Annotated in this window: 20 protein-coding genes and 1 pseudogene; 16 read left to right on the top strand and 5 right to left on the bottom strand. The window is 72.9% G+C overall.

Features of this window, described 5'->3' with window-relative positions; translation table 11 throughout:
• Window positions 1-11: 11 nt before the first annotated feature.
• From CP980_RS04560 to CP980_RS04550, 4 genes are all read left to right on the top strand, one after another.
• A complete protein-coding gene (locus CP980_RS04560) occupies window positions 12-380 on the top strand; it encodes a PRC-barrel domain-containing protein (RefSeq protein ID WP_150492699.1) in 369 nt (122 codons plus the stop codon).
• Window positions 381-434: 54 nt separating this feature from the next.
• Window positions 435-605, top strand: a complete 171-nt coding sequence (locus CP980_RS34980) for a hypothetical protein (RefSeq protein WP_167535788.1) — start codon at window positions 435-437, stop codon at window positions 603-605.
• A 167-nt stretch (window positions 606-772) separates the two neighbouring features.
• A complete protein-coding gene (locus CP980_RS04555; protein ID WP_132754224.1) occupies window positions 773-1,039 on the top strand; it encodes a DUF4235 domain-containing protein in 267 nt (88 codons plus the stop codon).
• 170 nt (window positions 1,040-1,209) lie between these two features.
• The gene (locus CP980_RS04550; protein ID WP_308439328.1) at window positions 1,210-1,437 is read left to right on the top strand and encodes a DUF5133 domain-containing protein; all 228 of its coding nucleotides are present in this window, start codon (window positions 1,210-1,212) and stop codon (window positions 1,435-1,437) included.
• Between the two features lie 108 nt (window positions 1,438-1,545).
• On the opposite strand, the gene CP980_RS04545 is transcribed toward CP980_RS04550, so the two are convergent.
• Both CP980_RS04545 and ppk2 read right to left on the bottom strand, forming a co-directional pair.
• Window positions 1,546-1,812, bottom strand: coding sequence for a protealysin inhibitor emfourin (locus CP980_RS04545; protein ID WP_132754220.1), 267 nt, complete (start codon window positions 1,810-1,812; stop codon window positions 1,546-1,548).
• Window positions 1,813-1,957: 145 nt separating this feature from the next.
• A complete protein-coding gene (gene ppk2, locus CP980_RS04540) occupies window positions 1,958-2,956 on the bottom strand; it encodes a polyphosphate kinase 2 (protein WP_150492698.1) in 999 nt (332 codons plus the stop codon).
• A 167-nt stretch (window positions 2,957-3,123) separates the two neighbouring features.
• Here ppk2 and CP980_RS04535 point away from each other — a divergent pair, with 167 nt between their 5' ends.
• From CP980_RS04535 to CP980_RS04515, 5 genes are all read left to right on the top strand, one after another.
• The gene (locus CP980_RS04535) at window positions 3,124-3,447 is read left to right on the top strand and encodes a plasmid stabilization protein (RefSeq protein WP_150492697.1); all 324 of its coding nucleotides are present in this window, start codon (window positions 3,124-3,126) and stop codon (window positions 3,445-3,447) included.
• Between the two features lie 234 nt (window positions 3,448-3,681).
• Complete coding sequence (locus tag CP980_RS04530) at window positions 3,682-3,879, top strand: CsbD family protein (protein WP_132754214.1); 198 nt, start codon at window positions 3,682-3,684, stop codon at window positions 3,877-3,879.
• A gap of 276 nt (window positions 3,880-4,155) precedes the next feature.
• On the top strand, window positions 4,156-4,533 hold the full coding sequence (locus tag CP980_RS04525; protein ID WP_150492696.1) for a hypothetical protein: 378 nt from the start codon (window positions 4,156-4,158) through the stop codon (window positions 4,531-4,533).
• Between the two features lie 68 nt (window positions 4,534-4,601).
• Window positions 4,602-5,108: a VOC family protein gene (locus CP980_RS04520; protein ID WP_167535787.1), complete on the top strand. Its 507-nt coding sequence runs from the start codon at window positions 4,602-4,604 to the stop codon at window positions 5,106-5,108.
• A gap of 49 nt (window positions 5,109-5,157) precedes the next feature.
• Window positions 5,158-5,649: a flavin reductase family protein gene (locus CP980_RS04515; protein WP_229906851.1), complete on the top strand. Its 492-nt coding sequence runs from the start codon at window positions 5,158-5,160 to the stop codon at window positions 5,647-5,649.
• A gap of 4 nt (window positions 5,650-5,653) precedes the next feature.
• Here CP980_RS04515 and CP980_RS04510 read toward each other — a convergent pair whose 3' ends face one another.
• Window positions 5,654-5,842 (bottom strand): DUF6381 family protein, encoded by a 189-nt coding sequence (locus CP980_RS04510; RefSeq protein ID WP_229906852.1) that lies wholly within the window; start codon window positions 5,840-5,842, stop codon window positions 5,654-5,656.
• 61 nt (window positions 5,843-5,903) lie between these two features.
• Window positions 5,904-6,527 carry a hypothetical protein gene (locus tag CP980_RS04505; RefSeq protein ID WP_150492694.1) on the bottom strand — a complete coding sequence of 208 codons (624 nt, stop codon included), beginning with the start codon at window positions 6,525-6,527 and terminating at the stop codon, window positions 5,904-5,906.
• Between the two features lie 402 nt (window positions 6,528-6,929).
• Between CP980_RS04505 and CP980_RS04500 the strand changes: the two genes are divergently transcribed.
• The 3 genes from CP980_RS04500 to CP980_RS04490 all read left to right on the top strand — a co-directional run bounded on the left by CP980_RS04500 (window position 6,930) and on the right by CP980_RS04490 (window position 8,903).
• Window positions 6,930-7,352 carry a GNAT family N-acetyltransferase gene (locus CP980_RS04500; RefSeq protein ID WP_150492693.1) on the top strand — a complete coding sequence of 141 codons (423 nt, stop codon included), beginning with the start codon at window positions 6,930-6,932 and terminating at the stop codon, window positions 7,350-7,352.
• 95 nt (window positions 7,353-7,447) lie between these two features.
• Window positions 7,448-7,846: a VOC family protein gene (locus tag CP980_RS04495; RefSeq protein WP_107489807.1), complete on the top strand. Its 399-nt coding sequence runs from the start codon at window positions 7,448-7,450 to the stop codon at window positions 7,844-7,846.
• An 85-nt stretch (window positions 7,847-7,931) separates the two neighbouring features.
• Window positions 7,932-8,903 (top strand): arylamine N-acetyltransferase family protein, encoded by a 972-nt coding sequence (locus tag CP980_RS04490; RefSeq protein ID WP_132754202.1) that lies wholly within the window; start codon window positions 7,932-7,934, stop codon window positions 8,901-8,903.
• A 129-nt stretch (window positions 8,904-9,032) separates the two neighbouring features.
• On the opposite strand, the gene CP980_RS04485 is transcribed toward CP980_RS04490, so the two are convergent.
• Entirely contained in the window at window positions 9,033-10,067 is a 1,035-nt protein-coding gene (locus CP980_RS04485) for a medium chain dehydrogenase/reductase family protein (protein ID WP_132754200.1), read from the bottom strand.
• Window positions 10,068-10,223: 156 nt separating this feature from the next.
• Here CP980_RS04485 and CP980_RS04480 point away from each other — a divergent pair, with 156 nt between their 5' ends.
• The 4 genes and pseudogenes from CP980_RS04480 to CP980_RS36680 all read left to right on the top strand — a co-directional run.
• Window positions 10,224-10,883: a TetR/AcrR family transcriptional regulator gene (locus CP980_RS04480; protein WP_150492692.1), complete on the top strand. Its 660-nt coding sequence runs from the start codon at window positions 10,224-10,226 to the stop codon at window positions 10,881-10,883.
• 141 nt (window positions 10,884-11,024) lie between these two features.
• Window positions 11,025-12,542 carry a DUF8189 domain-containing protein gene (locus tag CP980_RS04475; RefSeq protein WP_150492691.1) on the top strand — a complete coding sequence of 506 codons (1,518 nt, stop codon included), beginning with the start codon at window positions 11,025-11,027 and terminating at the stop codon, window positions 12,540-12,542.
• 138 nt (window positions 12,543-12,680) lie between these two features.
• Window positions 12,681-13,349 carry a DUF8189 domain-containing protein gene (locus CP980_RS36685; protein WP_425281778.1) on the top strand — a complete coding sequence of 223 codons (669 nt, stop codon included), beginning with the start codon at window positions 12,681-12,683 and terminating at the stop codon, window positions 13,347-13,349.
• A pseudogene (locus tag CP980_RS36680) lies at window positions 13,277-14,223 on the top strand (PLL family lectin); the annotation flags it as partial. The gene CP980_RS36685 and the pseudogene CP980_RS36680, both read left to right, overlap by 73 nt.
• Between the last annotated feature and the right edge of the window lie 6 nt (window positions 14,224-14,229).

Below are 14,229 nucleotides of genomic sequence, written 5' to 3'. Positions count from 1 at the left end.
AGGGCATTTTCATGACGGACAACGTGTGGGGCTATCGCGAGACCTCGGGCCGCCTGGAGGGCCTCGACCTCACGGGATTCAAGGTCGAGGCCGTCGACGGCGGCATCGGCAAGGTGGACAAGCACTCCGACGAGGCCGGCTCCGCGTACATCGTGGTGGACACGGGGCCGTGGATCTTCGGCAAGGAGGTCCTCCTCCCGGCCGGCACCGTGTCCCGCATCGACGCGGACGAGGAGAAGGTCTACGTCGACCGGACGAAGGAACAGATCAAGAACGCCCCCGAGTTCCACCGCGACAAGCACCTGCAGGACGAGGCCTACCGCGCGGAGGTCGGTACGTATTACGGCATCGGCGGCCCCTTCGGCGGCCGCATCATCTGAACCCGGCGCGCCGTCGTGGCGACGGCGCAGCCCACGACGCGAGGAGCGTGCACGGTGACGGAACACGAGAAGCACAGGCCGACGACCCCGCCCTCGAAGGCGCCGGGCGAGAGCGGTGACCGCGAAGCGCGCAAGGAGGCCGAAGAGGCCGTCATGCCGGGCGGTCACGACCGCGAGGCGGCGGACGCACTCACACCGAACGCCGGAGCCCAGCGCCGGAGGTGAGCAGGACCGCTCCGGGGACTGACCCCGGCGGCGGCAGGCCCGCGGGTGCGGCTTCTCGACGCTCGAAGGCCGAGCGCCGGGGAGCCGCGTCGGCCTGCCGTGACGGAGGGACCGTGACGGCGGGCAGTGACGGCGGGCAGTGACGGAAATGAGGAGGTGTACGGGCGATGAAGGCATCGAAACTCGCCTACAAGCCGGTCGGGTTGGCCCTCGGAGCGGGCGCCGGACTGCTGGCCGGGGCGCTCTTCAAGGAGGTCTGGAAACTCGCCGGGCACCAAGGCGACGCCCCGAACGCCACGGACGAGGAGCGGCAGTGGCGCGAGATCCTGATCGCCGCGGCGATCCAGGGCGCGATCTTCGCCCTCGTCAAGGCGGCCGTCCAGCGGTCCGGGGCCGTGGCCGTACGGCGCGTGTCGGGTACCTGGCCGGCCTGAGCCCGGACCGGGTCCTGTGCGGAGGCTGCGGCGGCCGCGGCACGAACCACCGCGCCCTACAGGCCAGTACGACGCGTGGGGCGCATGGGACGCCGGGCCGGGGGCACACGGTGCGCAGGTGGCGTTCCGGCCCCGTGAAGGTCGACGTGTGAAGGAGCGAGATCGTGCTGATGGCTCACCCTGCGGTACTGGCGCGTCTGGTGGAGGAGTACGAGATGGTGTCGCGGACCGGGGCCGGAGGCCGTCAGGAACCGGTGCGGCAGCGGCTGGAGGACCTCGTCTACACGCTGTGCGTGTCGACCGGGACGCGCGACATCGATGCGGCGCTGGCCGCGGCCCGCGAGCGGATGGCCGCCGCCTGGCTCGTCGACGCGGAGGGCTCGGGGGCGGCTGCCTGAGGACCTGAGGGGCGGCCGCGGCCCGGCGCGCGCCGGTGGCGGGTGCGGTGGTGCCGTACCGGGCCCGGGCGGACCCGGGCCCGGTACGGCACCCGGCGGCCGGGCCGGTCAGGCGCCTTCGCCCAACACGGTGGCGATCAGCTGCCGTTGTTCGTCGGTGAGGTACGGATCCCGTAACTCCACCAGCTTGCCGTCGATGTGGAGGACGTAGGCGAACCCGTCCGGGACGGGCTCCCGGTCCGCCGGACACTCCCCGCTCAGGGCTCGCTCCGCCAGCTGCTCCAGCTCGGCGCCGTCGCTGCGGTACTCCGTGTCGAGGGAAGCGGTCCGTTCCCTGCCCGCGAACCCGCCGGTACGGGTGACGGTGATCAGCATGGTGAATCCTCCTTGAGTCGGGCGCCGCGAGCGGCGCACGGTCTGGACACACTCCCTCGCCTGCCCCCGAAAGCTCCCCATGCGCCTGCGCGCACGGCATCGGCCGGAGATGTCCGAAAGTGGCCGCCGCCGCACGGGCGCCGGGTCACCGGCGTGGGGGTGTCCGCGGGCCGGGGTGGTGGCCGGGGCCGTCGGGCGGGCCTCCCAGCGGTGTCGGTGAGAGCTCCGACGGCTCCTCGCCCGATTCGAGGAGGGTGTCGGCGGCGCCGACGATGAGCGGATCGGGCCGCCCCACGGCTTCTTCGTCCTTGCTGGCGTAGTCCAGGCGCCACAGCAGGCTGCGCATCGCCTCCAGCCGCCCGCGTCGCTTGTCGTTGCTCTTGACCACGGTCCACGGCGCGTGGTCGGTATCGGTGGCCCGGAACATCTCGACCTTGGCAGTGGTGTACGCGTCCCACAGGTCCAGGGACGCCACATCGGTGGCCGAGAGCTTCCACTGGCGTACCGGGTCGACCTGGCGTATCGCGAAGCGGGTGCGCTGCTCGGCGCGGGAGACCGAGAACCAGAACTTGATCAACAGGATGCCGTCCTCGACGAGCATCGCCTCGAAGGCGGGGCACTGGAGGAGGAACCGCTCGTGCTCCGCCTCGGTGCAGAAGCCCATGACCTTCTCCACACCCGCGCGGTTGTACCAGGAGCGGTCGAAGAAGACGATCTCCCCGCGGTCGGGCAGGTGCGCGACGTAGCGCTGGAAGTACCACTGGCCGGCCTCCCGCTCGGTCGGCTTGTCCAGGGCAACGATGCGTGCGCCGCGGGGGTTGAGCCGCTCGGTGAAGCGCTGGATGGTGCCGCCCTTGCCGGCCGCGTCCCGGCCCTCGCAGATCACCACCACCCGGGCCCCGGTGTCCTTGACCCAGTGCTGCAGCTTCAGCAGCTCGATCTGCAGGATCCTCTTCGACCGCTCGTACTGCGCCCGGGGGACCTTCCGGTCGTACGGGTAGTTCTCCCGCCAGGTCCGGATGGGCGCGCCTGATCCGTCCAGGAGTACCGGCTGTTCGGGCCGGGTCGCGTCCACGCTCAGACCTGCGAGCAGCGTCCTCTCGTGCTGCGACTCATGCTGTGACCTGCGCTGTTCCTCGTCCATGCCCTGCGTCTACCCAGACCGCGCCGACCCTCCTCCTCGGGCGGGCCGCTCGTGTCCCGCCGTGTCGGGTCCGAGGGGGAATGACGTCCTCCACACCGGGCAGGCGCGGTACGGATCCGGTGGATCCGCGACGGATGCCCCATTCGAACCCGAGTGAAGGAGTCGCCATGCCTCGCGGTTCAAGCCCCAAGCGTGAACGTCAGTACGAGCACATCAAGGAGAGCGCCCAGCAGCGCGGCCAGAGCGCCGAGCGCGCGAAGGAGATCGCCGCGCGCACGGTCAACAAGGAGCGGGCCCGCTCCGGGGAGTCGAAGACGGCGAGCCGTTCCTCCGTCCAAGACATGTCGTCGTCCAAGCGCGGCGGACAGCGCTCCCACAGCGGCTCTCAGGGGCCGACGAAGGAACAGCTGTACAACGAGGCGAAGCAGCGGGGCATCGACGGCCGCTCGAAGATGGACAAGGCCGAACTCAGGCGGGCCCTCGGCCGCTGACCCGTGGGGCCGCCCGTACCCGTTCGGCCGACGGCGGGAGAACGCGGCGCCCAAGACCCCGGCGGCTGCCTCCGGCCCGCCGGTGCCTCCTTCGGACGGGCCGGCGGTCTCCGAGGACGCCTCGTGCGCCGTGCCCGTATGCGCGGCAGACGGTGGCCCCGCCGTGCGCGATGGTCCGGTTTCGCCTAGTTTGGGGCCCGTTGAGACCCCCCCACACGCACCAAGGAGTTCACGATGGCTGACAAGGGAAAGATGGACCAGGCCAAGGGCAAGGCCAAGGAGGCCGCAGGCAAGATCACCGGCAACGACCGGATGAAGGCCGAAGGCAAGATGGACCAGACCAAGGGCAAGGCCAAGGAAGCCATGAGCAAGACCGAGGAGCGCGCCCGCGGCGTCCAGGACTCCCTGCGCGACAAGCGCGACAGGACCTGACGCCGCCCGGCGAGCCCCTCGCGGCTCGCGGGTGACCCAGACGCGGCCCCCCGGCGCTCCGGCGTCGCGGGGCCGCGTCACGTCCGGGGCGCGGGGCGCGGGGCGCGAGGCGTGAGGCGCGGGCAAATGATGCGCGGCCCCACCCCCTGTGGCACGTTCGGAGCGGGGAGGCTCCGGAAACCCGCCGGGACGCCCCGGCTCCTGCGCCCCGGCTGCCGCACCCCCGCCCCCACGTCCCGCGCACCCATGCCGCACGCACACGAGAGAGGTCCCCCGATGGACGGACACGACAAGGACATCCCGGTGGCCGAAGTGGTCGTGGCGGTCGGCGACTGCTCCGCGGAGGACGCGCGCACCGTCCTGGACCTGCTGGAGCGCTCCTTCCCCGCGGAACCAGCGACGGGCGGCGCGGCGGAAGGCGGCCGGGCCGCGACCGTGTGGAGCGCGGTCCTCGACGCGGCGAAGCCGGCCGAACCGGCCGAGCTCCAGGGGGCACCCGTACGGCTCAAGGACACGGTCAGCGTCACCCTCCAGGGCGGCCCCCGCGCGGTGGAGCGGGTGCAGGCCGCGCTCGTCGGCAATTTCACGGTGGAGGACATGGGAGCCGTGTCGGGCGACCAGGAGCGGGAGATCGGGCTGCGCATCCGCTCCTGAGGGGCCGGGGCGGCAGCCCGGCCGCGCACGCACCGTGTACGGGCGCGGACCCAGGGCACACGGGGTGCATGACCGTACCCAAGACAGCCGTTCTCGTCCTGGACAGCGCCGAGCCCGAGCGGCTGGCGCACTTCTACGCCGAACTGCTCGGCGCCACCGCAGGACCGGCCCCGGACGACGGGGAGCTCCTCCTCGTCACCGGCCACTCCGGAGTGGTCCTCGGAGTCCGCCGGGACCCCGACCACGTACCGCCGAGCTGGCCGCTCCCGGAGGGCTCCCAGCAGGCCCACGTGTGCATCCTCGTGGAGGAGCGGAGCCTCGACGAGGCCGAGCGCGAGGCCGTGGCCCTCGGGGCGCGCCCGGTGGCCGCGGAGGACGACGCCGGCCTGCCGGGCAGCCGGACCACCCTGCGGCGCTACGCCGACCCGGCCGGCCACGCGTTCGCCCTGGCCGTCGTCCGCGAGGACCCCACGGCCCCGAGCCGGCTCGGCGCTCACGCCGATCCCACCGAACCCGCCGACCCCACCGATCACGCGGCCCACGCCGCTCATGCCGTCGGGCTCCGCCGCCGATGACAGGGGTAGGCGCCTGACGGCGCGAGAGGCACCGACCGAGGGAGCAAGGGTGGCCGAGACCGAGCTGGACCCGTTCGCCGACATCCTGGACGGCCCCGTGTACGTGGTCACGGTGGCGGCAGCGGGCGAACGGTCGGGCTGCCTCGTGGGCTTCGCCTCGCAGTGCTCGATCCGGCCGCCGCGCTTCGCGGTGTGGCTCTCCAAGCTCAACCACACCTTCCGTGTGGCCCAGGATGCCTCCCACCTGGCGGTGCACGTACTGGACCACGGCGAGGGCCCGCTGGCGGAGCTGTTCGGCGGCGAGACGGGCGACCGGGTGGACAAGTTCGCCCGCGTCGACTGGCGGCCGAGCACCGACGGCACCCCCTTGCTGGCGGGCGCGCGGGCCTGGTTCGTCGGCCGGGTCGAGACGCGGGTGGACGCGGGGGACCACGTGGGTTTCGTCCTGGCACCCACGGAGGTCTCCCCACCGGTCCCGACCCCGCCCACCCTGCTGCGGTACGGCGACGTCAAGGACATCGACCCCGGCCACCCCGCCTGAGCGGCTACATGGGGTCCATGGTCCCGCTGCCCCTGCCGTACTCCCGCTCGCTCTTCTCGCGGATGCGCAGCGCCCTGTCCTTCAGCCGCTGCCGCTCCTCGGGATCCGCGGCGTGCTGCGCCGCCCGCTCCAGCTCCTCGGCCTGGTCGCGCAGCTGCCGGACCCGCTCGTTCGGCCCGCTCTTGCCGTCCATGTGCACTCCTCGGTTCAGGGGGTCGTCCGTACGGGCCTGGCCGGCGCGGCGGGGGCGCCCCTCATGACGTCCACCCGGCCCTTCGGGACAGCGGATGGCGTGCGATGCCCCGGCTCCGGCTCCGGCCCCTTCCCCGGCCGGCCCGGGCGGGAGCCTCGGCGCCGCCGGCGAAGGTCCGGGCGACGGCGTCCACCCGTAGCCGCTCCAGTACGGCCGCCTGCCGCTCGGCGCGGTCCAGGAGCCGGCCGACGGCGGCCGGGTCGAGGGGGGTGCCGTTGCCGGCGAGGGTCCGCAGCGACCGCCACAGGGAGGCTTTGCCCTCGACGCCGAGCCGCATGGCCTCGAGTTCGAGGACGTCGCTGAGCGGCGAGCGCCCCGCGAGCCGGCCGTTGGGCTTGGCCCTGGCCGCCTTCTCCGCCAGACGGCCCATGATGACGCCGGGCCATCGGGCGGGCACGTCGAGGGCCGTCATGATCTCGCGCAGGCTGTCCCGGTCCTCGGCGATCTCCCCGGCCAGCTCGGCCAGGGCCGGACCCGCCGGGGTGCCGCGCTGCGTCCGTGCCATGCGGCGGATGAGGGAGACACCGCTGCCGGCGCCCGCGAGGTGGTCGTTCAGATAGATCGTGAGGAGGCGTTGCCGCCCGGGGGAGGAGGGGGCTTCCGTGCTGTGCGCGTGGGTTTCCATGGCGCTGTTCCGATCGCTTGGACGTCTCGGCCACCCCGCGGCGCGCGCCGCGCACACCCGCGGGGGAGTACCCCTTGGCGTCTGACCAGCCTGACGGCCCTCAAACCAGCGGTCACCGAGAGCGGCCCCGGCTCTCTCCCCGTGAGCGGTCCGCGGACGTACGGCGCCGGCCGCGACCCGACGGCAGCGCCCTGGTCGACGGCTTCGGCTGGAGCAGCCACTCCGGCCCGTCCTGGTCCCGGTGCCCCGGCGGTTCCGGCAGCCCGGACGGCGAGGCCGTCACCCTGACCGCCTGCTCGTCCCCCGGCCCACCTCCCCGCCGGCGTACGGGACCTGACGGCAAAGGGGCCGGATCGACCCCGCGGGTACGGGCAGGGCGCGGCGGCGTGCGAGGCTTCGGGCATGGATGTGATCTACGCCGACGACGAAGGCGCCGTACGCCGCTGCTGGCCGGTCTTCTCACAACTGCGGCCGCACCTGGACGAGGACGCCTTCGCCGAGCGCTGGCGGACGCAGTCCGCGGAGGGCTACCGGATCGTCTACCTGGAGGAGGACGGCGAGGTGTGCGTCGTCGCGGGCTTCCGCGTCATGCACACGATGATCTCGGGCCGCATCCTCTACCTGGACGACCTCGTCGCCGACGAGGCCGCCCGCGGCCGGGGCCTGGGCAGCCGGATGCTCACCGAGCTGAAGGCCATCGCCACGGACGAGGGCTGCGAGGAGTTCCACCTCGACACCGGCCACCAGCGCCACGCCGCGCACCGGACCTACCTGCGCAACGGCTTCCGCATCGACGCCCACCACGTCTCCATGACCCTGAGCTGACACCGGACCCCGGCCGGCCCGCCCGCCGGCCCCGACCTGCCATACCCTGCCCGGGCCCTCTGGTCCGGGCTCAGGCGCGCCCGTACCCTCTGCCCATGATCGATTCACGTACCCATGTCCGCGTGGCCCGCCCCTCCCTCGACCTGAAGGCCGCCGAGCGGTTCTACGTCGACGGGCTCGGCCTCGAAGTGCAGTGGCGCAGCGCCGAGCGCGTGCCCGGCGAGCACGACCTGCTCATGGTCGGGCCGGCCGGGGGCGGTTGGCACTTCGAACTCACCCACGACCCCGACCACCCGATCACGCCGGCCCCCACCGTGGACGACCTCTTCGTGGTCTACCTGGGCGAGGCGCCCGACGAGGCCCTCGTGCGGCGGCTCGTCGAGCACGGCGGCACGCGCGTCACCGCGCACAACCCCTACTGGGACGAGCACGGGGTCACCGTCGCCGACCCGGACGGCTACCGGCTCGTGCTCTGCTCCCGCACCTGGGGCTGACGCGCCGCCAGGGGGTTTCCCGGGGACGTGACGGATTTTCCCCGGGCTCTCCGGCCATGACCGATTTCCTATGCACCATGTCTCCATGACGACGAACGACGATGCCACGGCCTGGCAGGGCGGCAGCCTCGACCTGGATGCGTACCTCCGGCGTACCGGCTACGAAGGGGAGCTCGCGCCCACCCTCGACGTTCTGCGGGCGCTCACGCGTACGCACATCACCTCGATCCCCTTCGAGACCGTCGAGATCGTGCTCGGCCGGCCGATCTCCCTCGACCTGCAGGACATCCAGGACAAGCTGGTCCACGGACACCGCGGCGGCTACTGCTACGAACACACCGTGCTCCTCGCGGCGGTGCTGGAACGCGTCGGCTTCCGGGTGACCGGTCTGGCCTCGCGCGTCCGCATCGGTTCCGAGGGGGTCGTACGGGCGGCCACGCACGCGATGCTGCGCGTGGAGACGGCCGAGACGCCCGAGACCGGCAAGGTGTGGGTGTGCGACCCCGGATTCGGCCGCAACCCCATCGAGCCCATCGAGCTCGCGGACGGCGCGGAGACCTCGCTCAGCGGCTGGGGCTTCCGGCTGGAGGCCTCCACCACCGAGACCGGGGACCGGCTGTACGCGATGCGCACGCGCGGCGCCGACGGCTGGTACGACCTGCACGCCTTCACCCTCGACCAGCGGTACCCGCAGGACTGGATGGTGGCCAACCACTTCCTTTCCACGCACGCGCGTTCACCGTTCGCGGGCCGGCTCCTGGTCCAGCAGATGCACGAGCGCGAGCACGTCTTCCTCGACGGCACCGTCCTGACCCGGACGCAGCCCGACGGCACGGCCGGCTCGCACACGTACACCCCGGAGGAGATCCCGGGCCTGCTGCGCGACCTGTTCGGGATGGAGATCCCGCCCACCGACCGCGACGAGCTCATCGCCCGCGTGTACGTGGCCCGGCAGGCCGCCGTGATGTACCCGACGACCGTGCAGCCCTCGACGGTGCCCATCCAGCCGCCGCGCCAGCACCGCGCCGGCCGCAGGAGGACCGCGCCGGTCAGCTGAGTCCCGGGCCCGCCAGGCCGGCCCCTCGGGGTCGGCCGCGGGCCGTGCGCACCTCAGGACCGTCTCCGGGCCCCGGCCTTGAGGCGGCCCGGCCTTGAGGCGGTCCGGCCTTGAGGCGGCCCCGCCCGGTCAGGGGACCAGGACCACCTTTCCGGCGACCGTGCCCGACTCGGCCAGGCGCATCGCCTCGGCGACGCGGGCCAGCGGGATCTCGGCGGCGACCTTGGCCGTGATCTCGCCGCGCTGCAGGGCCGTGAACACCTGGGTCAGGTCGGAGCGCAGGCGCGCCCGGAAGCGGTTCTTGGCGTACGCGCGACCGGCCCACACGTTGAAGAAGTACGCGCGCCGGCCGTTCGGCAGCGCGTTCCACAGCCAGACCCGGCCCAGCAGCTTGAGCACCGGCCACGAGCCGGAGCCCTGGTCGTCGCGGGTGGCGGCGGTGCCGTACGAGACGAGGGTGCCGCCGGGGGCCAGCAGCCGCCAGGACGCGACGATGCCCTCGCCGCCGACGTGGTCGAAGACCGCGTCCACCCCGCCGGGTGCGAGGGCCCGTACGCGTGCGGCGACGTTCCCGGAGCGGTAGTCGATCGGGGTGACCCCGAGGGCGCGCAGCCCGTCGTGGTGGCGGGTGGAGGCCGTGCCGATCACCGTGGCCCCGGCGGCCAGCGCCAGCTGGACCAGGATCGAGCCGACTCCGCCGTTGGCCCCGTGGACCAGTACGGTCTGGCCCGCGCGGACGCGGGCCTTGCGGTGGAGCATCTGCCAGGCGGTGATGCCGTTGACGACCGCCGTCTCGGCGGCCACCGCGCCGACGCCGTCCGGTACCTCCACCACGTCGGCGGCGTCGAGCGCGATGTGGCTCGCCCAGCCGCCGGTCTTGGTCAGGGCGGCCACCCGCCGGCCCAGCAGGCCGGAGCCGACGCCTTCGCCGACCGCCAGCACCGTGCCGACCAGGTCGTATCCGGGGACGAAGGGGAACGGGGGCTGGTCGTAGTACCGGCCGCGGCGCATCTGCTGCTCGGCGAAGGAGACGCCCGTCGCCTCCATCGCGACGACCACCTGCCCGGCCGCGGGCGCCGGGACCGGGCCCCGGTGGAGCTCCAGGCCCTCGGGCTCGACCTTGCCCGGCAGAACGATCTCCACGCGCTCGACGGTGCTCACCATGACCTCCGTTGTTTTGGCTCTTCATCTTCGTTAGAAGCTATAACGAGAATGAGTGGCTGTACCGGCGATGTCAAGCGGTGGCTCGCTCTTTCGTGATTGCCCCTGTCGATGGTGATAGCCTCTAACCAATTCGGGGCGGCCAGGAGAGGCGGCGGTATGGGAACGACCGGACGTACGGAGACCCCGCGCGAGCGGTACCGGCAGCAGGTGCGCGAGGAGGTCAAGGACAAGGCCTGGCAGCAGATCGCCGGCTCCGGCGCCTCCGCACTCTCCCTCAACGCCATCGCCAAGCAGATGGGCATGAGCGGCCCCGCGCTGTACCGGTACTTCGCCAACCGCGACGAGCTGATCACCGAGCTCATCCGGGACGCGTACCGCAGCCTCGCCGACGCGTTCACCGCCGTCCGCGACGCGGCGGCGGGCCCGCCCGGCCTCGACGCGCTGGCGCAGGCGCTGCGCCGCTGGGCCCTGGCCGACCCGCACCGCTACTTCCTCGTCTACGGCACCCCCGTACCCGGCTACCACGCCCCGCAGGACACCACAGCGATCACCGCCGAGATGATGTCCGTCCTGCTCGACGCCTGTACGGCGGCCGGACAGGAGGAGGGGGCCGGGGACTTCGAGCAGCACCTGGCCGGCCACCGGGAGTGGGCCGGAAGCCACCCCGACGCACCGCCGTCCGCCCTGCGCCTGGCGCTGGCCTTCTGGAGCCGCCTGCACGGCGCGCTGTCCCTGGAACTGGCGGGCCACTTCACGGGCATGGGCCTCGACCCGGCCCGGCTCTACGCGGCCGAGGTGGACGGCCTGATGCGCTGACGCCCCGAGCGCCGGCGGGCCTTCGCGTCCTACCCGAACCGCGCCCGCGTGTCATTCCGGAATGTTCCGGATCCCCTGGTCGCGGGCCGTTGCTACGTTCGCGTACGTCCCGGCTCGACGACCCAGGGGGAGGAACGTCACGTGGTTCTCGGCATTTCGCGACGCGCGTGGGGGCTGGTCCTGGCGGCGACGGCCGCCGTGGTGCCGGCGCTCGTGGCCCCGTCCACGGCTGCTGCCCGCAGCGCCGGGTTCGCCGCCTCGTGCCCGAATTCCGGTTGGATAATCCAGCACTACAGCCAAGAGCACAACGGCATCGACATCGCGAGCGACTACGGCACCCCGATCTACGCCGTGGGCGACGGCGAGGTCCTCGTCTCGGGTCCCGCGGACGGCTACGGCCAGTGGATCCGCATCCTGCACGGCGACGGGACGATATCCGAGTACGGGCACATGCAGCGCCGGGACGTCGCCACCGGTGACCACGTCAGGGCCGGGCAGCAGATCGCGCTCGTGGGCAGCGAGGGCCAGTCCGAGGGACCCCACCTCCACCTGCGGATCTGGGGCGACCCGAACGCGAGCGTCCGCACTGACCCCGAGCCGTACCTCGCGGAACGCGGGGTGACCTTCCCCTGCGTGCCGGGCCAGGGCCCCGGCCCCGGGCCAGCCCCGGTGGTGCACCCGGTGGAGTCGGGCCGGGTGGTCTCGGCCCGGTCGGCGGACGGCCGGCTGGAGGTGTTCGCGGCCGCCGCCGACGGCGTCCACCACGCCTGGCAGACGGCCGTCAACGGCGGCTGGTCCCCCTGGGAGGCCCTCGGCGGCCCCGGCAACGCCGAACTGGCCCTCGCCCCCAACGCGGACGGCCGGCTCGAACTGCTCGCCATCAATGGCGACACCTTCCAGCACCGCTACCAGAGCGCCCCGTCCGGGGGCTGGTCGGGCTGGGAGCCCTTCGGCGGCGGCGGTCGCGACATCGCCGCCGGCACGAACGCCGACGGGCGGATCGAGGTGTTCGCCTCCGGACCGGCGGGGATCTTCCACCGGTACCAGAACGCGCCCAGCGGCGGCTGGTCCGGGTGGGAACCCACCGGTGGCGGCCCGGCGCAGGGCCGGATCGAGATGGAGAAGTCCCCGGACGGACGGCTGGAGGTGTTCTCTGTCAACGGGGACACGTTCCAGCACCAGTACCAGACCGCCGTCAACGGCGGCTGGTCCTCCTGGGAGGAGTTCGGCGGGGGCGGACGCGACCTGACCGTCGACCACAACGCCGACGGCAGGCTGGAGGTCTTCGCCTCCGGGCCCGTGGGGGTCTTCCACAAATACCAGACCGGCCCAGCAAGTTGGTCGCAGTGGGAGCCCTCCGGCGGTCCGGCCGACTCGCAGCTGACGAGCGAACGCACCGCCGACGGCCGGGTCGAGGTCTTCGCCATCAACAACACCGTGGCCATGCAGACCTGGCAGACCGGACTCAACGCCCCGTACAGCCAGTGGGCCGAGTTCGGCGGCGGCGGCAGCGAGGTCACCGCCGCCACCAACGCCGACGGGCGCATCGAGGTCTTCGGTACGAGCGGCTCCGGCGTGTTCCACAAATGGCAGACCGGCTTTTCCACCTGGTCCCAGTGGGCGTGGGTGACCAACACCGCAGGCCCCGCCGTCAACTGATCCGGCCCCGTTCCGGCCCGGCCCACTCCACGCCCAAGGGGGAAGCAGTTGTCCAGAACCCAGCGCTCCTTACCCACCGCCACGAAGTCGTCACCGCGGCGGCGCACCGCCCGCCGCCTGGCCGCACCGGCGTTGGCCGTGCTGCTCGGCGCGGCGGCAACGCTCACCGGGGCCTCGCCCGCGTCCGCCGCGTCGAGCGATCTGTGCGCGCAGACCGGCTACGACGCCGGCTTCCGCGGCGACGGCCTGGTGACCGCCGTCGCCGTCGCCCTGGCGGAGTCCAGCTGCAACCCCTCGGCGACCAACGTCACGAACAACAGGCCCCCGTCCAGGGACCGCGGCCTGTGGCAGATCAACGACTACTGGCACTCCGAGGTCGACGACGCCTGTGCGTACGACGCCCAGTGCAACGCGAACGCCGCCTTCAGGATCTCCGCCGGGGGCACGAACTGGGAGCCCTGGTCCACCTACACCGCGGGCGTGCACTGGCGGCACATGGACGAGGCCCGGGCCGCGGTGGACCGGCTCGGCCACCACGAACCCGGACCGGGCCCGCTGACGTATCCGGCGGAGTCGGGACGGGTGGTCTCGGCCCGGTCGGCGGACGGCCGGCTGGAGGTCTTCGCGGCCGGGGCCGACGGTGTCCACCACGCCTGGCAGAACACGGTGAACGGCGCGTGGTCCGAGTGGGAGGCCCTGGGGGCCCGGGCGCGGCGGAGCTGGCGATCGGCTCCAACGCCGACGGCCGGCTGGAGGTCTTCGCGGCCGGGGCCGACGGTGTCCACCACGCCTGGCAGAACACGGTGAACGGCGCGTGGTCCGAGTGGGAGGCCCTGGGGGCCCGGGCGCGGCGGAGCTGGCGATCGGCTCCAACGCCGACGGCCGGCTGGAGCTGTTCGCCATCAACGGCGACACCTTCTCCCACCGCTACCAGGTCCAGCCCTCGGGCGGCTGGTCCGGCTGGGAGTCCTTCGGCGGCGGTGGCAAGGACATCGCGGTCGGCGCGAACGGCGACGGGCGGCTGGAGGTGTTCGCCTCCGGTCCGGTCGGCGTCTTCCACCGGTACCAGAACGCGCCGAGCGGCGGCTGGTCGGAATGGGAGTCCGCCGGTGGCGGTCCGGCCGGCAGCAGGATCGAGATGGAGAAGTCCCTCGACGGGCGGCTGGAGGTCTTCGCCCTGAACGGCGACACCTTCCAGCACCTGTACCAGACGGCGGTCAACGGCGGCTGGTCGGCCTGGGAGGACTTCGGCGGCGGCGGTCGCGACCTGACCGTGGACCACAACCAGGACGGCCGCCTGGAGGTCTTCGCCTCCGGACAGGTCGGCGTGTTCCACAAGTACCAGACCGGGGCGTCGGGTTGGTCCGGCTGGGAGTCCACCGGCGGCCCGGCCGACTCCCAGCTCACCAGCGAACGCTCCCCGGACGGCCGCGTCGAGGTCTTCGCCATCAACGGGACCACCGCCCAGCACCTCTGGCAGAGCGGGGTCAACGCCCCGTACGGCCAGTGGTCCGAATTCGGCGGCGGGGGAACCGAGATCGGCGCCGCCACCAACGCCGACGGCCGTATCGAGGTCTTCGGGACCAGTGGCGCCGGCGTCCACCACAAATGGCAGACGGGCTTCACCACCTGGTCCGAGTGGGCCTGGGTGAGCGGCACCTCCGGCCCCGCCGTCAACTGACCCGGA

Origin of the sequence: Streptomyces vinaceus (assembly GCF_008704935.1) — a bacterium.
In the GTDB taxonomy this organism is placed as follows: Bacteria; Actinomycetota; Actinomycetes; order Streptomycetales; family Streptomycetaceae; genus Streptomyces; species Streptomyces vinaceus.
This window is presented reverse-complemented; position numbering and strand designations above follow the sequence as displayed.